The sequence below is a fragment of the Streptomyces pilosus genome, assembly GCF_014649835.1.
GTDB lineage: Bacteria > Actinomycetota > Actinomycetes > Streptomycetales > Streptomycetaceae > Streptomyces > Streptomyces pilosus.
Genome location: NZ_BMTU01000002.1, coordinates 128,560 through 150,970, shown reverse-complemented (window position 1 = coordinate 150,970; position 22,411 = coordinate 128,560). Strand labels below are relative to the sequence as shown.

Here is a 22,411-nt window from a genome sequence, read left to right as displayed (position 1 = left end):
GTACTCAAGGCGCGGGAGGAGACACATCGACGCGCTCGGCCCGAACTACCCGCTGTCACCGAGATCAACAGCGTGGACCAGGTGCTCAAGCTGATCGCAGCCGACGAGGGTACGGAACCGGGGCCGTTCGTCTGGAGCTTCCGCAGGCTCGTCGTACTGGAGGCGGCGGCGCAACGCCACAGCAGGGGCACATCGGAGCCTCCACCGATCCCGGCGCGCTCCAGTCCTACCAGCGCCGCCTACGGGGCCGGTCGCTACCGCTTGGCCGTGAACTTTCAACGCTTCTCCGCCACAACGACCAACATCCCCAACTGCCACGGACTGCACGCAAGATGCGACACGTAGTACCTTTGTCTGCCTCAGCGTCAGAAATGACCTTGCCGCAACTAGGTGTGTCGGTTTGCAGCCACTAGTGCGGTGAGAGCGATGGGGGGACATCGTGGGTGCCGCGCCGCGTTTTATGGCCGCGAAGGCACGTCCGTTACCAGTACTCGTACTGGCGGACGTGAGTGGGAGCATGGGAGAACCTCGGGAGAAGATCGATGTGCTCAATGAGTGCATCCGTCGCATGCTCGACGATTTCGCTACGGCCGACATCGGGCGAGGCACCATCCACGTCGGAGTGATCGCCTTCAGCCGTGATCGGGCTGAACTGCATCAGGACATGGTGCCCGCAGCCGATGCATCCTGGACCGACATGGAGGCCCGAGGCGGCACCCCGCTCGGTGCCGCCCTCGAACTCACTGATGCGGTGCTGCGTGACGAAGTAGCTGTCCCAACCAGGTCCTTCTCTCCCACACTTGTTCTCGTGTCCGATGGAATGCCCACCGACGAGTGGGAAGAGGCCCTCGACCGGTTGCTCGACTCCCCGAAGGGTTCTAGAGCCAACCGGCTGGCGGTCGCCATCGGTCCCGACATGACTGACCAGGCAAAAGCCGTGCTGCGCCGTTTCGTCAGCGACGAGGCCAACGGCGTGTTCGAGGCACAAGACGTCGGACGCATCCAGCAGTACTTCCGATGGGTCACGGTCACGGTCACCCAGCAGGCTCGAAGTACTCGTCCGGACCGGGCGCCGGTACTGAGCCCCGACGATTTGTCCGACTTCGGCGCCTGAATCGGCGGGACACGGCGAGAGGAAAGGCACCCCGTGGCATCGCGCTGGGATCTCGGCGGCCTGCTGCGGCCCGTCGAGGACGAGTACCACCAGCTGTGGTCACTGTCCCACTCGATCGGAGCCGGCGGCCAAGGCGAGGTATGGCTGGCCCGAGGCGGACGAACCGCCGTAAAGATAATCACTGCTCCGACTCAGGAAGCAGCAGAGGCTGTTCACGTTCGGTTGCGCCGCATCCAGCGCCTTCCGTTGGAAGGTGTCCCGCTGGCCGGCGTACTCGCCCTGCTCGCCCCGCCGAAGCTCGGTTATGTAATGGAACTAGCAGATGAGATGGTCCCGTTGGCCACCTTGTGCGTCCCCGACGAGGAGGACCTGGCAGCCTGGTATCTGCGCACCGGGGGTCTGGAACGCCGACTGCGGCTGCTGGCCAAGCTTGCAGACGCGGTTGCCCGGCTCCACACGCGTGCCATCGTGTACCAGGACCTGTCGCCCTCCAACGTGCTGATTTCCGCCGCTACCGAGCAAGAGGAAATCCGTCTCATCGACGTGGACAACCTCGGTCTGGCCTCGACCGTCGGATCCGCGCCGGTACACACCCCCGGATACGGGGCACCGGAAATCGTGTCGGGTCACAGCGGAGCCACCACTCTGGCCGACGCACACGCACTCGGCGTTCTGATCTTCGAGACCCTCACGGCCAGTCACCCGTTCCGGGGCGACGAGGTCCTGGACTCCGACCCCGCCTACCAAGAGGAATACTCAGACCGTTTCCGCCTTCCATGGATCGACCACCCCACCGACCGCACCAATGAGTGCACTCTGGGTATCACACCACGGCAGGAACTCCTGTCTGGTCAACTGTGGGACCTGGCCTCACAGTGCTTCGTGGACGCCGTGGCCAATCCCCTCCTCCGGCCGTCGGCTGCCCGATGGGCCGCGGCCCTGCACTCCGCTGCGGGACAGACCGTCAGGTGCCCGGAGTGTGGGTGGACCTACCGTGCGTTCGCCCCCTCCTGCCTCGCCTGCCGGAGGCCCCGCGACCGTGTCTGGGTGCTGCGCCACGGACTGACTGGTCCGGTGGGTATCGAGCCGCAAGACCGATCGGGGAGCACTGACGACACCCCTGGGGTCCAGCTCTCGGAAGTTCCTCTGCCCGACTTCACCGCACTGCGTCCCGGCAGCGGGACGACTCTGACCGCCCGACATACCTCACCCGCCCCGGATCGGCCTGAGGTAGTAGTCGCGCAGCTGCGGCTTCACAGCCAGGACGCCACCGTGCTGAACCTTTCGCGCGACAGCCTCTGGCTGGACCATCAAGACGGTCGGCCATGGCGGGAGATCGGCCAGGGAAGCCAAGCAACCGTGCCTGTCGACGGCCGCGCCTGGACGCTTCACTTCGGGAGGCAGGGTGCGATCCACCGCTGGGTACGTCTGATGGCTGTGGAGGCGAGCAGGTGAGCGTTCGCCCCAGGGGGCCAGTCATGCCCGCCCGTATGCCGGGAGAGCCGGTCTTCGTGTCCTTCCTCTGGCACCGAGTGCCGCAGGGGTTCGTCGGCCAGATCATTCCCGATGGCAGCGAGGTCCGCCTCTACCGTCGACCCACAGGCCAACTCGACCTGGTCACCGACTCCGCCACGTTCGGGATCAAGCCGGCGAGTCCCGAGGACGAACGGAGGCTCGACGAAGTCGAGGCAGCCGGAACCAGCTGCGTGACGGTCACTGCGCATCCGGCCCGGCCGACGCCGCCCACGCCCGCTGCACCGCCCCGGCGCCGTACCGGTAATCCGCATCCGCCTGCGGCGCCGGCCGACGAACCCATCACCTTGCGGGTGCACATCTATGCCCCCGCCGTAGGACTCGCTGTGCCGCTCAGCACCGGCCTGCTGCTCGACGTCGATGACGCCGTCCTGGAGGACGCCACCAAGTACGCGGACCGCGCGGACACCGTCAACGTCGCTTCCGTCATGGAGTTCATGAGGCGAGAGTTCTTCCTGGAACCCCGCCCCGGGGCTCAAGCTAATGCCAGGCGCATGGTGGTCTCGGCCGGACCAGCCGGTGGCTTTGCAGTCGGCTTCCGGGTGCACGGACCAGGGCTCATGGCCGACGTCGAGAAAAACAGCACCGGCTACCGCATCGTCCGGCTACTCAGCTCGGTCCACGATCAGCGCGGTGCCAGCCACAAGGCACTGGCCGTCGGGTCAATCGACTTCCGCGACATGACCGCCAGACAGCGAGACCGGGAGAGAATACAGCAGGGCCTCGACCTGGTGGCCAACCAGAACGGCTACCTGGCCATGTGGGACAGATACCAAGAACTGGAGGCCCGCCACATCAGGGGCCGGATTCGCAATTTCGGGACAATCCGCTACACCAAGGTCAAGGTCGAGTCCGATGGCCGCTGCGTATTCACGGTGGACCTCGACCGGGCACTGCCCCGCACGCGAGCCGCCCTGGAGAACACAACAGCGGCCGAACGCCTCGAGATCGAGGCCGCAGCTGAGGTTCCGGCCTCGGTGACAGACACCGCGATGACCGACCGGGAGTGGCTGGTCGCTTCCCGTGCGCAGAAGGTACGGGCCTGGATTGGTGAACCGCTCGGGTACGACAGCGTCACCGCGACCCTGCGGCTCGCCGCAACCCTCAACGACCAGAAGGACCCACCGCCCCAGGGCTGGCTCTACCTGGCACACCGCGGAGATCAGCGCCGGCTCGACCGGCGCGAGAAAGCCATGCAAAAGCTACGCACCGACGGGACACACATTCCCGCGCTACCGACTCTGCTAGAGGGGCGTTCCTGGCCCCAGCCGACAACACGTCGGATCACGAAACTCTCTCCTTCCGCGCTCAACTGCTTCGCTCCCCACGGCCCGACGCCCGCCCAGCGGGAGGCGGTGCTCACCGCGCTCAACACCCCCGATGTCGCGATCATCCAGGGGCCGCCGGGCACTGGCAAAACGCAGGTGATCGCTGCTCTGGTCAATCAACTGGGTGATCTCGCTCAGGGCGGAGAGGTAGCGGGCAGCACCCTGTTGACGAGCTTCCAGCACGCGGCGGTGGACCATCTGGTCACGCGCGGCTGGGTCTTCGGGCTGCCGCCGCTCAAGGTGGACTCCCGCGGCCGGGGCAGCAAGGTCGCGCTGGACACCTGGCGCATCGACGCCGCCCGCGCCGCCGACCTGCGGCTACGTGAACGCCCGGTGGGACAGCATCTCGCTGCTAGGCGAGCCGCCGCCGAATTGGCCGCCACTTACCGGGCGGCACCCGTCCCGCCCGAGTTCCTGCCCCAATTCCTCGACCAAGTACTCGCCCAGCTCGGAGACATATCCGACCCCACACTGGTCGGCGAACTCCGCAGCCTCAGAGACAGAGCTGAGAGGCATCGCATTCGGGCCTCCGCCATGACCGACCCCGACCTGCGCGCGGACCTCCTGCCCTACATCCGGTCGCTGCGCTGCACGGTGACCGGTTTCGAGGACGACGGGCCCCGCACGGCTCGAGCATTGCTGACACGGCTCGACCTCGCCGACTCCTCGCTCTTCGACGGCATCTCGTACCAGGAGTCGCTGCGTACAGCGGCCAGTACCGCTTCACCCCAGCCTGAACTCCTCCACTCACTGGCCGCGCTGCGCGACGCCCTGCTCGACCGTCTCACCGCGCGCATTCGGCTGCCAGAGGTAACCGTGGCCGATCCCACGATCGCCGACCTCCTCGACCGGTTCGCAGCACAACTTGCGGAAGCGGTGACCCGGTCACCCGACGCCATAGCCGCGGCACTGCTCGATTACCGAGACGATCTGCGCAGCGATCCGGAAGGTGTCGACGACACCCTCCGCGCCTACACCGTCTCGCTGGCCTCGACCTGCCAACAGGCCGTTTCCAAAGCCATGGTCGACGTCGGCCGTCAGGACGGAGCTTTCGAGTCGGTCGTCGTCGACGAGGCGGCCCGAGCCAACCCGCTGGATCTCCTCATCCCCCTCGCCCAGGCCCGCCGCCGGATTGTGCTGGTCGGCGATCACGCCCAGCTCCCCCATATGCTGGAACCCGACGTGGAGCGCGAGCTGAGCTCGCTCGGCGACGACATCCGCGACCGGCTGCAGGAAAGCCTGTTCCAGCGACTGGCACGGCAGTGGGAGCACGGTTCGTCCGATGGACATACCCGATTCGTCCGTCTTGACACCCAGTTCCGCATGCACCCGGTGCTCGGGAGCTTCGTCAGCGACAACTTCTACCAGGGGACACTGCGCAACGGCCGCGAAGCGGCCGACTTCATTCACGGAATCGACCGCTACGGTGAGGTCCCCGCGGTGTGGCTTCCCGTGCCGTTGTCTGCAGGCGGTGAAACGCAACGGGGGACGAGCCGCACCCGGCACGCTGAAGCCACTGTCATCGCAGCGGAGATAGCCACGCTGATCGAGCGGCACCCGAGTATGACCTTCGGCGTCATCTCGTTCTACGCCGCGCAGGTCACCGAGGTGTGGAAGGAACTGAAGAAGGCCGGGCTCGCCGAGTTCACCGATGCAGGTGGATGGCGCCCCGTGCCCCGGCTGTGCCGTGACGAGGACGGCGCACCGCTCGACCGGTTACGAGTCGGCACCGTCGATGCCTTTCAAGGCATGGAGTTCTCCGTCACCTATCTGTCCACCGTGCGCAGCTGCGCACCGGCCGCGCGGACCGACGTCAAGCGCGCTTACGGACACCTGACCGTCGCCAACCGACTGTGCGTGGCGATGAGCCGCCAGCAGCGGCTGCTGGCCGTCGTGGGTGACGACGACATGTTCGGGCCTGACAGTCCGAAGGTGATCGGGCCCCTCGCCGCGTTCCTGGAACTGTGTCGGAAGGGGGCGGACGGCCGTGTCGTTCGACCGTGAGACACCCGTCTTCCAGCTGGCCTTTCCGCCCCGGAAGCGGTACCGGCCCGTTCTGCTGCCCGTGTGGGTTCACCAGGTGACGGCGCCGACCGGCTACTCCCGCACACTGGACGTCTTCCAAACCGTGGTGCTGCGTCTGTGCGCCGCCGGAGTGCGGGACGTCGGTGACCTGTCCCGACTGATCGGCCTGGACACCGCCCTGTGCCGCACGGCGATCGCCCGACTTGTAGAAGGACGGCTGATGGAACCCGGGCTGAAGCTGACCGAGGCAGGGCGGCGTACCGTGGCCGAGGGTGAAGTGGCGGAGACGGATTTCCAGCTCGTCCGGGTATTCCAAGACCCGGCCACAGGGGGGCTCCTGCCTCGCATCCTGGTCGCCGATCCGGTACGTGCCGATCTGCGGGAGCATCGCGGCCGTTGGGTCACCATCCAGTTCGGCACCGCCGGAGCCTCCCGAGAGGTCAGTGCGCTGACGCTTCGGGCCGGCGGTTCCTCGATGCGTCCGTCGGAACGAGATGTGCTGGAAGCCTGCAGGAGCCACGACCTGGCTGCTCGGGGGCTCCGTGGTGCTTCCCGCGGCCCGTCCGACACCGTGGTAACGGCTCGGCGGATCGGCTTCCAGGGCACGGCGAACCCCGCCTATGTGGTGTGTTACGTCGTAGAGGACAACGACGGGTCCGGGCGCATGTGGACCGTCGAGGACCCGTTCGCAGTGGGTGACGGGCGCTTCTTAGCGGACCTCCTGGCCGCCCGCGCCGAGAGCGACGAGCCGTTGGGCCGACTGATCGATGACTTGCTCGGCGGGAACCGCCGCGACCGGACCGCGACCGCGCGCAAGATCGACCAAGAACTCGCCGAGGAGGCCCGCACCGACGTCATACGTATCCTCGGCGAGGAGATCCGGGATCACCCGGAGGTGCTGGCCCACCTCGCGGACATCGAGTTGGCTCTCCTGAAAGACACTGCGCGAGAACGCGAGAACGCCGCACGCACTGCGATCCGTGTGTTCGAGTGCATACTTCCCGGGCTCAACGAACGCTTCCCCGCCCGGCTGCCGCCATCCAGGGAGCCAGGGGTTCGGGAGCGCGCGTTCGTACTGACCGCCCAGCGCCTGGGCGCCACCTCCGTGCCGCCAGAGATGCGCAAATACTGCAGAAATCCGAAAACCGGGCTGGCCGGAGACATCATCAGGGCCGTTTGGGCGGCCGGGGAGAATCCGCAGCATCCGTTCGTCACGTTCATCCGGCGGCGCCCGACACTCCTGGACGATCTCGACCGGTCGCGGATCCTGCGCAACAACGCGACGCACGGACCGACCGGCTCCCCGGCCTCCGATGAGCTGGAGCACATCCGGACTCTCGCCTACGAAGCAGCCCGCCACTTGCTCGGTCTGAGCGGTGGTTCCACAAACAGCAAGAAGGTGAACTGACGCCATGGGGAAGAGGCAGACGCGATCGCGTCAGAAGGGTAAGGGAGCGGTCTGGCCGGGGCAGCCGGCTGTTTCCCAGCGTACCGAGACCACTCGTGCGCGTCAGTCGGCTGCTGTGGCGTCCAGTACCACTTCAGGGAGCAACGACAACGCCGCGCTGCTGACGGAGATACAGCAGGTGGCGAGCGAGGCTCAGGTGGTCCTCGCGGCAGGTGACGAATCGGTTGACCCGAACTCCGGCCTGGAACACGCGTGGCAGCTCTACCGCGCTCTCGCCAAGCGCCAGGAAGAGGCGGCGAACGCACTGACGGTACAGGCGGAGCAGCTTCATACCGAGTGGGAGGAGCTCACTGCCGCAGCCGCCCGCCAGGCGGAGGACGCGTCCTCCGTGCAGGAGGAACGCGCTGCGCTGGACACCCGCACGAAGCTCCTCGACCGCAAGGAGCGCGATCTGTCCGATCGTGAGCGTTCGGCGGAAGTACAGTTCGCCGAACGCCGTCTGGCTGCAGGCCGTGAACTGGAGAGCTGGCTGGCGGAGCAGCGGCGGACGGCCGTGGCCGCCCTCGACAGCGAACGCCAGGCCCGGCATGCCCGATGGAGCGAGGAGCAGCGTCGCCTGGCTGAGGCCCAGACGGCTCTGGACCAGCGGGAGAGCGAACTGTCCCAGCGCGAGAGGGACCTGCGATCCGCACAGCTCCGGCTGGAGGACGATCACGAGGATATCGCCCACCTCAAAGCCGCGCTCAAGGAGCAGCAGGCTAGCCGTGCGGAACGGTTCGAGAGCGAGCTGACGAGCCGCACCGGCCAGCTGCTCCAGCAGCTGGAGGAGTATCGGCAGAGGGCGGCTGCCCTCGCTGAGGGCAACGGGCGTCTGAGCGCTCGGCTCAACGAGTACGACAGCGCTCTGGCGTCCCTGGGCGGCATGACCTTGGAGCAGGTCGTCGAGCGCATAGCCGAACTCCGCACCGAGAACGCCCGCCTGCTGGAGGAGAACGCCACGGCACCAAGGGCGGACGCGCGCATGCTCGAGCAACTACAGCAGCAAGTCGCGCAACTCGCCGCCGACAATGAGGAACTGGTTCGGGAGCGCGGAGAACTGGAGTCCGCGCTGCAACGCGACCGCATCGCGGTCAACGAGCGCCAGAACTATCTGGAAGCCAACAACTGGTTGCGCGCCGCCAACGGCCAACTGCAGCAGCTCCTCAACGAGGAAGCAGCCAAACTCAACGCCACGGCCCAGGCCGGCAAGGAAGGCCACGTGTTCCCGGCCTGCTCACGCATGGACCAGGAGTTCAACGCTCCTCGGCCTTCCGACGCGCCCATGCCGGACATGCCCGATCTGGTGCGCCAGATGCAGGCCGTCATCCGACAGAACGCTGGCCTTTCTTATCGTCTGTCGGACCTGCGCCTGGTCCTGGCGGGCATGGCGATGAGCCGTCTCCATCTCTTCCAGGGCATCAGCGGCATCGGCAAGACCGGCTTGGCCCGCGCGCTCGCCACCGCCTTCGGCAGTGACACCAGTGTCGCCGTGGTTCCCGTCCAGGCTGGCTGGCGCGACCCGCAGGACCTCATGGGTTACTACAACAGCTTCGACCGGATCTTCTATGAATCCGAGTTCACCAAGGCCCTGTACCGCGCCCAGTGTCCCGCCTTCAAGGACCAGCCGTTCTTCATCATCCTCGACGAGATGAACCTCTCCCATCCCGAACAGTACTTCAGCGGAGTGCTGTCTGCCCTCGCCATCAAAGACCGACCCAAGCTGGCGCTGACCACGGCACCGGTCAGAAACCCTGCCGACCTGATCATCGACGGAACGCACATCGCCATTCCGGAGAACGTCTGGTTCATCGGGACGGCCAACCATGACGAGACGACCGTGGGGTTTGCCGACAAGACCTATGACCGAGCCTTCGTTCTGGAATTGCCTTGGCAGCACCCGGACCTGCCTGTGACGGCGACCGTACCGCCGGAACCGCTCGGGCTTCGACGTATCGGCCATGCCTTCAGCGAGGCGCAGGCCACCTACGGCACGCAGGCCGACGGCATCATCGAGTTTCTCGACACCCACTGGCGCAGTCGCTTCGCGGAGGAGCTGCGCATCGGCTGGGGCAACCGACTCGAGCTGCAGATCAAGGAGTTCGCACCCGTCGTGGTCGCCGCTGGAGGCAGGCCGGGGGAGGCACTGGACCACCTGCTGGCCACACGCATCCTGCGCTCCGTCCGGGGGCGGTACGACATCCATGCTGACACCCTCCACACACTGCGCACCGACCTTGTCGAAAGCCTGACACGGTTCGACAGCGCTCACGAGCCGGCGGCGACACAACGACTGCTGGACGACGAGATCCGCTCGCGTGGTCGGCGATGAGCCGGGAGGCGGCCGAGCCGGAGCTCGGCTCTCTCCTCGTCCGCCATCTCCTAGCGGTGTCGGCCCGTCTCGCCGAGGAGGCCACTACGCTCGACGACTGGCTGGCCATGCCGCCGATCATCCTCGACGTCACCGATGAGACGGAAATCTTGCCGGTGGAGGACGCCTTCGAGCGGGAGTCCGGGGCGCTGCGCACGGTTTGCCACCGCCCGTACACGCGCTTGCGTACGGTGGAGGAAATCCTGCCGACGTCCCGGGTGCGCTCCATCGCCGCCGGCGCGACGGCACGTCTGGCCGCCCGCCCCGAGGACTGGGCCTCGCATACGCTCGCCGGTGTCCGGCCCAGCCGTCTGCTCGCCCGGCGCAGTGAGGAAAACTCCGACATCTACGAGAACCGGGTAGCGGTCGCCGTCCTCAACGTGATGCGATCGCATCTGCAGCAGCGCATCGCCAAGCTCAGGGACCTGAGCAGGATGGTGGACGATGTACATGGCCTGCTCATGCCCTCGCAGGAAACCTCTTGGCGGGCCCGACGAGACCTGGCCGGACTGCTCAGAAACATCGAGGAATCCGGGCGGCACCAGGCGGCCGCGGAGGTGCGCCGGCGGGCACTCGAATCCTCCCTCACGGCAGTGGAGGTGATGCTGGGCTCGCCGCTGGCACGCGCGGTCGACCACCGCTCCGCACCACCGCGCGAACTGCATCCGACGAACCTGCTGAGCAGTGATCCGCACTACCGCAGGGTGGCTCTGCTCTGGCAAGCCTGTACCGCGATCGAGACCCCGCGTCTCGGAGAAGCCGAAACAGCCCGTCAGCGACAGGAGATCCTCCTCGCCTTCGAGTGTTTCACCGGCCTCCTTCTGCTGCTCGCCTGCAAGCTGCTAAAGGCAGTCCCGGACGCCGGCCAGCCGGTTCCTTCCCCCGGCTGCACCACCCGCTTCCACATGCGAGGCGAGCCGTTGACGGTCACCTGGTCCCGGACGGGCGACTTCGTCCTTCACTGGCGCAAGCGGCAGGTGCTCCGCGTCGTACCGATCACGACCGACCTGTGCACGGCTCCCGACGCCTCCTCGGTCGCTGCGGCGATCACAGAATCCCGCCGCGACCGGCCGAGTGCCGTGTGCGACAACGACCTGATCGTCTATCCAGGACTGCTTCAAGCACGTCAGGACGCGGAGCCTGACGTCGTCCGGGCCGCCTATCGGATCGGTTATCGCTACAGCGACGCGCCCGAGCCGCAGGTCGACGTCGCTCCTTTGTCCCCCCTGGACATTTTCAGCGTCAGCCGCCTGCTGCGGGCAGTCCAATGGGCGACACTGGGTGCTGACGCGCGCGACTACCCCCACACCGTGCCCGTACCCGCAGGCGATCGCTCCGCTCTGGCGGGCTGCGGCTGGCTCGAACCCCGGCCTGACGGTGTCGCGGTCGTGCGCGCCCCGAGCCCGGCCGAGTTGGAGCGCCTCCCCGCACTGCTGAAACAGACCCGCAGGCGGCACGGCAGTGGCCGGGCAACCGAGCACGAGACCCGGCGATTGCGCACCCTGTGTGCGGCGTTGGAAGACGCGGCCGCCAAGACCGAACTACTCGAAGTGTGTCCGGTGTGCGCCAAGGCCGGCCCTCAGCGCCAGACGGTCTTCGAGCCGCGTGAGGACGGCCTGTTCGCAGCGTCCTGCACCTCGTGCCGTACCCGGTGGGAACTCCGTCGCTGCCTGGCCTGTGGCGACACCTTCCCGTTGCTCGATCCGGACGGCCTTGCCGCTACCGGTGCTCCCGAACCTGACCTCGATCGTCGTGTCGGTGGCGTTCTCCTGGCGGTTCCGTGCTGGGCCGCAGACCGCACCGGCCAGTCCGTCTGCCCCACCTGCGGCACCTGCGGTGAGGCGGGACGAGTCGCTTCTTGCCCGCGCGGCTGTTCGGCCCAGCCACCGCTCTAAACCGGGAACGGTGCGTCTATCCCGCGAACGGGCCGTGGCCCGGGATGCCTCGGCGCAGCACAGGCAGAACAGGATCGTCGCGGCGTCCGCTGGGCATGTGGTGACATGTCAGTTCGGCAAAACTGGGTCAGCCGTGAGACGACGAAGTCCCACCGGAGCGTTCCGGTGGGACTTCGTCGTCTCACGGTTCCGCGCAGAAGCGCCCTCGGGACGGTTGCCGGCAAGGCACTCGGGTAGGTCAACGCGCTGTTGCAGGAGTGCTTTGGCCGGCTTCAGTGGGGCCCGCGCTCGTATGCCGCTCGCGATGGTGCGCGGCCACGGTCGGCCCCAGCAGGACCGGGCCGCGATCATCGGCTACACCCTGCTCGGCACCACTTGCATCCTGTTCACCTGGTCCGTTCTGGTCGGCGTCCCATTGCGGCTCGCCCTGACCGTGGCCGACGTCGACGAGAGTCAGAACCGGGCCCGCATCGTCACCTGGGCCGTCCTCGGCAAAACCGCCGTACTACTCGCCTGGGGATACGCCGAAGCCCGCCGCGTGCCACGCGTGCGCCGCCTCGACGTACAACTCCCACGGCTGGGTGCCGGATTGGACGGCACCCGCGTCGTCCTCATCACCGACACCCACTACGGCCCGCTCGACCGCACGCGCTGGTCGGCGCGGGTGTGCGAGACGGTGAACACCCTGGAGGCCGACCTGGTCTGCCACACCGGCGACATCGCGGACGGCACGGCCGAACGCCGCCGCGCCCAGGCCGCTCCGCTCGGCACCGTGCGAGCCACCCGGGCCCGGGTCTACGTCACCGGAAACCACGAGTACTACAGCGAGGCCCAGGGCTGGGTCGACCTGATGGGCGAGCTGGGCTGGGAGCCGCTGCGCAACCGCCATCTGCTGCTCGAACGCGGAGGCGACACCCTCGTGGTCGCCGGCGTGGACGACGTCACCGCCGAGTCCTCCGGCCTCGCTGGCCACGGCGCCCACCTCGCCGGAGCCCTGGACGGCGCCGACCCCGACCTGCCCGTCCTGCTCCTGGCCCACCAGCCCAAGTTCGTCGACCGGGCGGCAGCCGGCGGCGTCGACCTCCAACTCTCCGGTCACACCCACGGCGGTCAGATCTGGCCCTTCCACCACCTGGTCCGCATCGACCAGCCCGCCGTCGCCGGCCTCAGCCGCCACGGCAGGCGCACCCTCCTCTACACCAGCCGCGGCACCGGTTTCTGGGGCCCGCCGTTCCGCGTCTTCGCCCCCCAGCGAGATCACCCTGCTCGTGGTCCGCTCCCCGCACCAGCCCACCGCGCCGTAGCACCGGGCGGGCCAACACATCCGCCAGGAGGTGTCCTCAAGCTGCGGGGTGCCGGCTCATCTCACTGAGGACAAGATGCGGACCATTCCCGGCCAGCGGCTGCAAAATGGCCACGCGTGGCCACGTTTTACACAGGTCAGCGACGCTTGACGCCTGTACCACCGGCAGACAAAGAACCTGCTGACTTCAGCGTCGAATCAGGCCGCTTCCCACAAGCCTGCATCCAAAATGCGAGCCGCCTTCGCGATGCTCCCAGGCATCAGGTGCCGGTAGGTCCGATACGTTTCCTCAATGGACTTGTGCCCCATCCATTCGGCCACGTCGGTGATCGGTATTCCGTTCCCGAGCGCGTTAGAGGCGAAGTAGTGCCGGAAGCTGTACATCCCCACGCCGTCCGCTGCAGGGAGCTCCTTGAAGAGCTTCTGCACACGGCGGCGTTCCATCGGTTCCGTGTAGTAGCCGCTTGGGCCGCGCAGGAGATAGCCATCCTGCGTGGTGCCGTGCTTCTCCTCAAACCGCTCCATCGCTTCCCGCACCGAGCGCGGCAGGGGGACCTCCCGGAACTCCCCCGCCTTGCGGTGCTTCAGCTTCGCCGGCTTGTGCGTGTTGGAGTGGATCTGCTCATGCACTCGGTAGATGTCGTCCGCCACGACGTTGTTGATGTTCACGGCCCGGGCTTCCCCGTTTCGCAAGCCGCAGCCCACCATCATGACGATCTCAAGCGCGAGATACTCGCCAGCGGCAGTCAGCGCCTTCTTCACGTAGGCGAGGGGCGGGATGACCACCTTCTGGCGGACGTACTCCGGCTCCTGGACCCCCTTCAAAGGATCGTCCGCCATGGCCCCCTTGCCATAGGCGTCCCGCAAGATCGCCTTCAGAGTGCGGAAGATGTTCACCTGGTTTCCGCGGCCCACCCCATCGGCCTCCAACTCGTCCAGGAATCGCTCGACCACGATCGGCGTGACGGAGTTCAGCTTCCTTGATCCGAGACGGGGGACGATGTGCACGTTGATGGAGCTGTCCACGTGCCAGCCCGTGGAGTACTCCGTCATCCTCCGCTGCCGCGGCCGCCACTGCTTCGCGTAATCCGCGACCGTCTGCTGACCGAGTTCCCGGCGGGCCTCGGCAACGGACGGCGCCGTCTTCTTTTTCTCCGCGTAAATCTGCGTAAGGCGATCGATCGCGTCATCCTGCGTGCCGTAGCCGGCCTCTTCACGCTGCCTGCCGAGAGCGTCCCTGAACCGAATCGTGTACGGGTGCGCGCAACGGGTCGGCCTGGAACAACCGCACTCCTTGAAGAACGACCCCATCCCACGAGCGAGCTGTCGAACCACGTATCAAGCCTCCCGAGCAGGGCGTCGGGCGGGGCAGCCGATACCTGCCGCCGGTGCAGGTCAGCAAGCCGGAAACCGTCCGGCCCGATGCTGACCGTTTGCTGACCTGGAGGCGACAATCAGGGCTCTGACCTGCGGAAACACCCAAACGCTAGATCTTGGACTTGAACATGGTGCGCAGCATGTCTGACTCCCGGATGACGGCTCCCTGCCTGCTTCGTGCAGGTCAAGGGCGGTCCTCATTGTACCGCGCGGCGCGCGTCGGATCCGGGGGTTGTGAGGAACGTCGTGCGCTCCGGGGAGAGGGGCGTCTGCCCGCGCCGCCACGGGAACGGACCGCCGGGTCGCGGCGGTCGCGAGGGCCGCCGCCGTCCTGGCGGCGGCGGCCCTCGCGGTCATCGGCGTCGTCCTCCCGCGGGCCCGGTCAGGCGCGGGTCCAGCGCTGGTTGGTGCCGTTCGAGCAGGAGTAGAGCTGGATCCTGGTGCCGTTGCCGCTTCCGGCGGCGTCGAGGCAGAGGCCGGACTGGACGCCGACGATGGATCCGTCGGAGTTCAAGCGCCACTTCTGGTTGTCGCCGCCCCAGCAGCTGTAGATCTGCACGGTGGCGCCGTTGCCGGTGCCGGCGGCGTCCAGGCACTTGTTGCCGTAGACCCGGAGTTCACCGGCGTCGGTGTGCGTCCACTGCTGGTTGGTGCCGTTGTGGCAGTCCCAGAGCTGGAGCTGGGTGCCGTCGGTGGTGCTGCTGCTCGGCACGTCCAGGCAGCGGCCTGAGGCGACGCCCTTGATCGTCGCACCGTCCGGGGGCGGCGGAGTGGTGGAGCCGCCGTTGAGGGCGTTGAGGACGGCGGTGTAGGCGGGCTTCTTGCTGCCGTCGTTGTTGAACAGCAGCGGCGTGTCCCCCGCCCGCCAGGAGTCGCTGTCGCGGACACCCCAGACGGTGATGCCGAGGCAGCGGGAGACGGCCAGGCAGTCGTTGACGACGTTGGCGTAGGTCGTGGACGAGGCGCCCTGGATGTCGAGTTCGGTGACGGCCACGTCGACGCCGAGGGCGGCGAAGTTCTGCAGGGTGGTGCGGAAGTTGGCGTTGTAGGGGCTGCCGCTGTTGAAGTGCGACTGGAAGCCGACGCAGTCGATCGGCACGCCGCGCTGCTTGAAGTCCCGCACCATGTTGTACATGGCCTGGGTCTTGGCCCAGGTCCAGTTCTCCACGTTGTAGTCGTTGTAGCAGAGCTTGGCGGACGGGTCGGCGGCGCGTGCGGCGCGGAAGGCGACCTCGATCCAGTCGTTGCCGGTGCGCTGCAGGTTGGAGTCGCGCCGGGCTCCGGAACTGCCGTCGGCGAACGCCTCGTTCACGACGTCCCACTGCGCGATCTTGCCCTTGTAGTGGGCCATCACGCCGTTGATGTGGTCGATCATCGCTTGGCGCAGCGCACTGCCGCTGAGGCTCTGCATCCAGCCGGGCTGCTGGGAGTGCCAGGCGAGGGTGTGGCCGCGCACCTCCTTGCCGTTCTGCACCGCCCAGTTGTAGACGCGGTCGGCGGCGGCGAAGTTGAACTGGCCCCGCTGCGGCTGGGTGGCGTCGATCTTCATCTCGTTCTCGGCCGTCACCGAGTTGAACTCGCGGTTCGCGATCGTCGCGTAGGTGGAGTCGCTGAGCCTGTTCGCGGCGATGGCGACGCCGAAGTAGCGGCCGCTCTGTGCCGCCGCGGCACCGAGTGTGCTCTCGGCGGCCTGCGCGGGCGGCGGCGTGAGAAGTGCGGCGACCACACCGAGGACGCCGGCGACCAGCGCCAGTAAGAGGACGCGGACCTTCCGGCGGACGAGAGGTGGGGGAAGGGCGTAGGGGCCCATGGCTGTGCCTCCAAGGTAGGGATGACGGGAGCACCGGACACCGCGCGTGACAGTGGGTCGAGATCTCGGCCGGCGGTCGGGTTGCCAGACAGGATGATTGAAGGTTGACGGTGACTCGTCAACCCTTGCGGCAGGATAAGTTTCCGATCCGAGTCCGAAACTTTCGTACGCCCTCCCAGGAGGGCGGCGTGCCGGGTCGACGAGCCGCCGACCGAGGCGCCCACAAGGCTTCTACCGGTGTGAGAAACCGTCACCCCCGGAGGAGGAACTCGTTCCGGACAGATCGGCGACAGACCTTGACGGACAGGCCCGGCCCTCCTAAGTTACGGCGCCTCTGCGCCGCGATCGGGTCGAAACTTTCGAGTCCATTGCGTCGCGCCGTCGCTCCGTGCGGTCGCGTTCGCCGTCACTGCCCGTTCCCGGTTGGGACACCCCTAAAGACGGGCGAGCTTCCCGGCCCTCCGCCCCCTGCTCTCGCGGCCGGGGCGGCTAAGCCGCTGCTGTGCGCGAGCGCATCGCCCGCACCGGGCACGGGGCGACAGCGCCCGAGCCGCGTCCCGGGAGGTCGGGGACACCGCTTTGCCGCCCGGACGGCCCGCCCGGCCGGAGACTTGTTGACCGGACCGATTCACGCCTGCACATTCACTGAAACGTTCTCTGACAACGTTCGACAATCCCGTCCGGTGATCGGCAAAGCCAATCCTCGCTGGTAGAGACCACTGCCCTCCACCCCCTGTCGCGTCGATAACGTTTTATGTTTGGTTCCGTGATCTCCCGATGGACTGTGTTGACTTTACGAGTCGTTAACAGTCAATGTGTGCGCACCCGACCGCTCCGAGACACGTAACAGAGCGGCACGCACCTGAGGAGACGCCATGTCACTGCGGACTCAACGCCCCGTGTTCCGCCGGGCCCTGGTGGCCCTTGCCGCCCTCCCCCTGCTCGCCACGGCGGCCTGCGGCGGCTCCGACTCAGGGGACAGCGCCTCGGGCGGTCAGGGATCGTGCGAGAAGAGCGAGGGCAAGGTCGAGCTCACGTACTGGTCCTGGATCCCCGGCGTCGAGAAGGCGGTCGCCGAGTGGAACCGCCAGAACCCGGACATCCAGGTGTCCGTCAAGTCGACCCCGAACGGTAACGCCGGCACCTACCAGAACATGTCGAACGCCCTGAAGGCGGGCAACGCCCCCGACCTCGGCCAGATCGAGTACGACTCGCTGGCGAGCTTCCGCCTCCAGGAGGGCCTCACCGACATCGCCGCCTGCGCGGGCGTCAAGGAGGCCGAGGGCGACTTCGTCAAGTGGACCTGGTCCCAGGTGACCTTCGGCTCCGGCGGCGAGGACGGCGTCTGGGCGGTGCCCCAGGACACGGGACCGATGGCCCTCTTCTACCGCAAGGACCTCTTCGAGAAGCACGGCATATCCGTCCCGACGACCTGGGAGGAGTACTACCAGGCGGCCAAGAAGCTGAAGGAGGCCGACCCCAAGGCGTACATGACGCACTTCTCGCAGACCGACCCGAACTGGTTCAGCGGCCTGCTCTGGCAGAAGGGCGCGAACATGTTCGGCCAGGAGGGCGACGCGTGGAAGGTCGACGTCGACAGCCCGGCCGCCGGCGAGGTGGCGGACTACTGGCAGAAGATGATCGACGAGAAGCTGGTCGCGACCGACCTGCAGGGCTTCTCCCCGGCGCTCTACAAGGCGTGGAACGACGGTGAGGTGGCGACCTGGGTCAGCGCCGCCTGGGGTTACAGCACCATCCGGGACAACGCGAAGGCGACCTCCGGCAAGTGGGGTGTCGCGCCCATGCCGCAGTGGTCCGCGGGCGACGACAAGGCCGGCAACTGGGGCGGTTCGACGACGGCGGTCCTCGGCAAGAGCGAGCACCCCCACGAGGCAGCGAAGTTCGCCCTGTGGCTGAACACCGACCCGAAGGCACTGGAGATCCTCAACCGTGAGGGCGGCCTCTACCCGGCGGCCGTCAAGGGGCTCGACCTGCCGGCGCTGCAGCAGCCGGTGGACTTCTACGGCGGCCAGAAGATCTTCGACGTCTTCGCGGACGCCTCCAAGAACGTCACCACGGACTGGACCTTCGGCCCGACCATGACGGACACCTACCGCTTCATGGGCGACGGCATCGCGGGAGCCCTGGGCGGCAAGGGAACACTGAAGGACGCGCTCGCGCAGACGGACACCAAGACGGTGGACTCCCTGGAGAAGCAGTCCCTCGAGGTCGCCAAGTAACCGACGGGGACCGGCGGCGCGTCGTCACGCCCGCCGGTCCTCTCCTCCTCGTCAAGGAAGCCTGGGAAGAGACCACGCCATGACCGCCGACCGGACGGCCGCGACAGCGGCGCCACCAGCGAAGACCACCACCGCCCCCACTCCGCCGCGCCGCAGACGGAACTGGGCGCCCGCCTTCTTCCTCCTGCCGTTCTTCATACCCTTCGTCCTCTTCACCCTGGTTCCGGTCGGATACGCCTTCTACCAGAGCCTGCTCAAGACGGAACGCACCGGCGGCACCTTCGGCCGCAAGACGACCGTGTTCGCCGGCTTCGAGCAGTACAGGGAAGTACTGGGCGACAGTGAGTTCCTCGGCAGCGTCGGCCGGGTGCTGCTCTTCGGCCTGGTGCAGATCCCGGTGATGCTGCTGCTGGCCCTGGTGCTCGCGCTGCTGCTGGACTCCACCGTGGCCCGCCTCAAGCGCTTCTTCCGCATCGCCTACTTCGTGCCCTACGGCATCCCCGGCGTGATCGCCGCCCTCATGTGGGCCTTCCTGTACGACCCGCGTCTGTCGCCCGTCGTGGAGCTGCTGGACACGATGGGGTCCGCGCCGGACTTCCTGGGCTCGTCGATGATGCTCTGGTCCATCGGCAACATCGTGACCTGGACCTACACCGGGTACAACATGCTGATCATCTACGCCGCGCTGCAGGCAGTCCCGTCCGACATCTACGAGGCGGCGCGCATGGACGGGGCGAGCGAGGCCAAGATCGCCTGGCGCATCAAGATCCCCATCCTGCGTCCGGCGCTCATGCTGACCGGCGTCTTCTCGATCATCGGAACGCTGCAGCTGTTCACCGAACCGCAGGTGCTCCGCTCGATCTCCACCAGCGTCACCAGCACCTACACCCCGAACCTGGCGGCCTACTCGCTCGCCTCGTCGGACAACTACAGCGAGGCCGCCGCCATGTCGGTGACGCTGGCCCTGGCCACGTTCGTCCTGTCGTTCGGGTTCCTCAAGTTCACGGGTCGAAAGGCCGAATCATGAGCCTCCTCACCGACACCGCGGGTGCCCACGCGCCCGCGCCGGCCTCGGAGAAGACGTCGCGCGGCCCGCGGGAGAGCCGTCTCTCGGTGGTCGTCGCCACCGGTTTCCTGGCCGTGATCGCCGTCTACATGCTGCTCCCGGTGTTCTGGCTGGTCGTCTCGGCCACCAAGACCCAGGGCGACCTGGTCGACACCTTCGGCCTGTGGTTCTCCGACTTCCACCTGATCGACAACCTGCGGGCCCTCTTCACCAAGCAGGACGGAGTCTTCCTGCCCTGGCTGTTCAACAGCCTCCTCTACGCGGGGGCCGGCGCGGCCGTCGGCACGCTGCTGTCCGCCATGGCCGGTTACGCCCTGGCCAAGTACCGTTTCCGCGGAAGGGAATTCCTGTTCTCCGTGGTGCTCGGCGGAGTACTGGTCCCGGCCACCGCGCTCGCGCTGCCGCTGTTCCTGCTCTTCGCCAAGGTGGGCGCCACCAACACCTTCTGGGCGGTCTTCCTGCCGAGCATCGTCAGCCCCTTCGGCGTCTACCTCTCGCGGATCTTCGCGGCCGCCTCCGTGCCCGACGAACTCCTGGAGGCCGCGCGCATCGACGGCTCCGGGGAGCTGCGGACCTTCTTCACCATGGCCGTGCGGCTGATGTCGCCCGCCATGGTGACGATCTTCCTGTTCCAGTTCGTGGTCATCTGGAACAACTTCCTGCTGCCGCTGGTGATGCTCCAGGACGACCGCCTCTACCCGGTCACCCTCGGCCTGTTCACCTGGCAGTCCCAGGTCAGCCGCGACCCCTCGCTGCAGATCCTCAGCCTCACCGGGTCGCTCGTCTCGGTCGTCCCGATCGTCATCACCTTCCTGGTGCTCCAGCGCTACTGGAAGGCCGGACTCGCGGCGGGAGCGGTGAAGTCGTGAACAACGCGCTCAAGCAGCTGTCGGACCGGCTCGGCGGCATCGCCTACGGCGGCGACTACAACCCGGAGCAGTGGCCGCGCGAGGTGTGGGACGAGGACGTCCGCCTCATGCGTGAGGCCGGCGTCAACCTCGTCACCGTCGGCGTCTTCTCCTGGGCGTTGCTGGAACCGCGCCCCGGCGTGTACGAGTTCGGCCTGCTCGACGAGGTTTTGGACCTGCTGCACGCAGGGGGCATCGCCGTCGACCTGGCGACGGCCACGGCGTCCCCGCCACCGTGGTTCTCGCTGCGCCACCCCGAGGCGCTGCCGGTGACCGCCGACGGCGTCCGGCTGACGCACGGTTCGCGGCAGACGTTCTGCCCGAGCAGCCCCGCGTACGCCGAGGCGGCCGGCCGTCTCACCGAGCGGATCGTGGAGCGGTACCGCGACCACCCCGCGCTCGTGCTGTGGCACCTGCACAACGAGTGGGGCAACCACAACGCGCACTGCTTCTGCGACATCAGCGCGGACGCCTTCCGGGACTGGCTGCGGCAGCGGTACGGCGATCTCGACGGTCTGAACGAGGCGTGGGGGACGGCGTTCTGGAGCCAGCGGTACGGCGACTGGGCGGAGGTCATGCCGCCGCGCGCCACCGCCGCCGTGGCCAACCCGACCCAGCGGCTGGACCACTGGCGCTTCTCCTCGGACGCGCTGCTGGCCCTGCACCGGCGCGAGGCGGAGATCGTGCGTCGTCTCTCCCCCGGTGTGCCGCTCACCACCAACCTCCTGGTCACCCTGGAGAAGAAGGTCGACGGCTTCTCCCTCGCCGCGGCGTGCGACTTCGTGTCCGTGGATCAGTACCTCACGGCCGCGGACCCCGGGGCGCACATCGGTCTGTCCCTCGACGCCGACCTCGCGCGCGGCCTGGGCGGCGGCGCCCCGTGGCTGCTGATGGAGCACTCCACCTCCGCGGTGAACTGGCAGCCCCGCAACGTCGCGAAGACGCCGGGGCAGATGCGGCGCAACAGCCTCGCGCACGTGGCGCGCGGCGCCGACGGGGTCCTGTACTTCCAGTGGCGCCAGTCGAAGGCCGGCGCCGAGAAGTGGCACTCCGCGATGCTCCCGCACGGGGGCACGGACACCAAGGTCTGGCGTGAGGTCACGGCCCTCGGCCGGGACCTGCGGGCACTGTCGGAGGTGCGCGGCACCCGCGTGGAGTCGGACGTGGCGCTCCTCTTCGACTGGAACGCCTGGTGGGCCCTGGAGATGGACGCCACCCCCTCGCAGGACCTGCGCTACCTCGACCTGGTCCGCTCCTGGTACGAGGCGCTGTGGTCGCTGGGCGTCACCTGCGACCTGGTGCATCCGGGCAGCGACCTGACCGGGTACCGGCTGGTCCTCGTCCCCAGCCTCTGCCTGACGAGCGACACGGACGCCAAGGCGCTGAACGGGTTCGTCGCGGGCGGCGGACACGCGGCCGTCGGCTTCTTCAGCGGTGTGGTGGACGAGCACGACCACGTCCGCCTCGGCGGCCACCCGGGAGCGTACCGGGACATGCTCGGGGTCCGGGTGGACGAGTTCTTCCCGCTCCGGGAGGCGGAGGCGGTCCGCCTCTCCGACGGTTCGCGGGCGACGGTCTGGACCGAACTCGTCGAACCGCGGGGGGCCGAGACGGTCCTGTCGTTCGCGGCGGACCCGGCGGACGGCGGCCCGGTCGCGGGGCACCCGGCGGTCACCCGTCACGGCCACGGCGACGGCGTCTCCTGGTACGTGGCGACGCGTCCGGACGCGGAGGCGCTGCGCACGCTGCTGGCCCGGATCTGCCGGGAGGCCGGGGTCGCCGCCGCGGCCGAGGTGCCGGCCGGCGTGGAGGTGGTCCGCAGGCGCGGCCCGGACGCCGCGTACCTGTTCGTGATCAACCACTCCCCGCACGACGTGTCCGTCCCGGCCGAGGGCACCGACCTGCTGAGCGGTGCCACCGCGGACCGCGGGATCATGGTCCGCGCGGGCGACGTCGCGGTGGTCCGGGAGCACGGCACCCCGCCCGCGGACGGGTGA

The 22,411-nt window shown here is 67.8% G+C and carries 12 protein-coding genes and 1 pseudogene; 11 read left to right on the top strand and 2 right to left on the bottom strand.

What is annotated here, in order from left to right; all coding sequences use genetic code 11:
- Window positions 1-460: 460 nt before the first annotated feature.
- The 7 genes and pseudogenes from IE118_RS05675 to IE118_RS05645 all read left to right on the top strand — a co-directional run bounded on the left by IE118_RS05675 (window position 461) and on the right by IE118_RS05645 (window position 13,014).
- Window positions 461-1,114 carry a vWA domain-containing protein gene (locus IE118_RS05675; RefSeq protein WP_268248929.1) on the top strand — a complete coding sequence of 218 codons (654 nt, stop codon included), beginning with the start codon at window positions 461-463 and terminating at the stop codon, window positions 1,112-1,114.
- Window positions 1,115-1,147: 33 nt separating this feature from the next.
- A complete protein-coding gene (locus tag IE118_RS05670; RefSeq protein WP_189556168.1) occupies window positions 1,148-2,569 on the top strand; it encodes a protein kinase domain-containing protein in 1,422 nt (473 codons plus the stop codon).
- A 23-nt stretch (window positions 2,570-2,592) separates the two neighbouring features.
- On the top strand, window positions 2,593-5,979 hold the full coding sequence (locus IE118_RS05665; RefSeq protein WP_189556167.1) for a DEAD/DEAH box helicase: 3,387 nt from the start codon (window positions 2,593-2,595) through the stop codon (window positions 5,977-5,979).
- Window positions 5,963-7,408, top strand: a complete 1,446-nt coding sequence (locus tag IE118_RS05660) for a hypothetical protein (protein WP_189556166.1) — start codon at window positions 5,963-5,965, stop codon at window positions 7,406-7,408. The genes IE118_RS05665 and IE118_RS05660 overlap by 17 nt, the downstream gene beginning before the upstream one ends.
- A gap of 115 nt (window positions 7,409-7,523) precedes the next feature.
- Window positions 7,524-9,776, top strand: coding sequence for a hypothetical protein (locus tag IE118_RS05655; RefSeq protein WP_189556165.1), 2,253 nt, complete (start codon window positions 7,524-7,526; stop codon window positions 9,774-9,776).
- Window positions 9,773-11,710, top strand: a complete 1,938-nt coding sequence (locus IE118_RS05650) for a DUF2357 domain-containing protein (protein WP_189556164.1) — start codon at window positions 9,773-9,775, stop codon at window positions 11,708-11,710. Before IE118_RS05655 ends, IE118_RS05650 begins: the two co-directional genes overlap by 4 nt.
- Before the next feature lie 73 nt (window positions 11,711-11,783).
- Window positions 11,784-13,014: pseudogene (locus tag IE118_RS05645) on the top strand (metallophosphoesterase).
- Window positions 13,015-13,211: 197 nt separating this feature from the next.
- Here IE118_RS05645 and IE118_RS05640 read toward each other — a convergent pair.
- Window positions 13,212-14,324 (bottom strand): tyrosine-type recombinase/integrase, encoded by a 1,113-nt coding sequence (locus IE118_RS05640; protein WP_189556935.1) that lies wholly within the window; start codon window positions 14,322-14,324, stop codon window positions 13,212-13,214.
- Window positions 14,325-14,772: 448 nt separating this feature from the next.
- A complete protein-coding gene (locus IE118_RS05635; protein ID WP_189556163.1) occupies window positions 14,773-16,200 on the bottom strand; it encodes an endo-1,4-beta-xylanase in 1,428 nt (475 codons plus the stop codon).
- An 875-nt stretch (window positions 16,201-17,075) separates the two neighbouring features.
- On the opposite strand from IE118_RS05635, the gene IE118_RS05630 reads away from it, so the two are divergent.
- The 4 genes from IE118_RS05630 to IE118_RS05615 all read left to right on the top strand — a co-directional run bounded on the left by IE118_RS05630 (window position 17,076) and on the right by IE118_RS05615 (window position 22,411).
- Window positions 17,076-18,440: an ABC transporter substrate-binding protein gene (locus IE118_RS05630; RefSeq protein ID WP_189556162.1), complete on the top strand. Its 1,365-nt coding sequence runs from the start codon at window positions 17,076-17,078 to the stop codon at window positions 18,438-18,440.
- A 79-nt stretch (window positions 18,441-18,519) separates the two neighbouring features.
- Window positions 18,520-19,467, top strand: coding sequence for a carbohydrate ABC transporter permease (locus tag IE118_RS05625; protein WP_189556161.1), 948 nt, complete (start codon window positions 18,520-18,522; stop codon window positions 19,465-19,467).
- Window positions 19,464-20,375: a carbohydrate ABC transporter permease gene (locus IE118_RS05620; protein WP_189556160.1), complete on the top strand. Its 912-nt coding sequence runs from the start codon at window positions 19,464-19,466 to the stop codon at window positions 20,373-20,375. Before IE118_RS05625 ends, IE118_RS05620 begins: the two co-directional genes overlap by 4 nt.
- Window positions 20,372-22,411 carry a beta-galactosidase gene (locus tag IE118_RS05615; protein ID WP_189556159.1) on the top strand — a complete coding sequence of 680 codons (2,040 nt, stop codon included), beginning with the start codon at window positions 20,372-20,374 and terminating at the stop codon, window positions 22,409-22,411. The genes IE118_RS05620 and IE118_RS05615 overlap by 4 nt, the downstream gene beginning before the upstream one ends.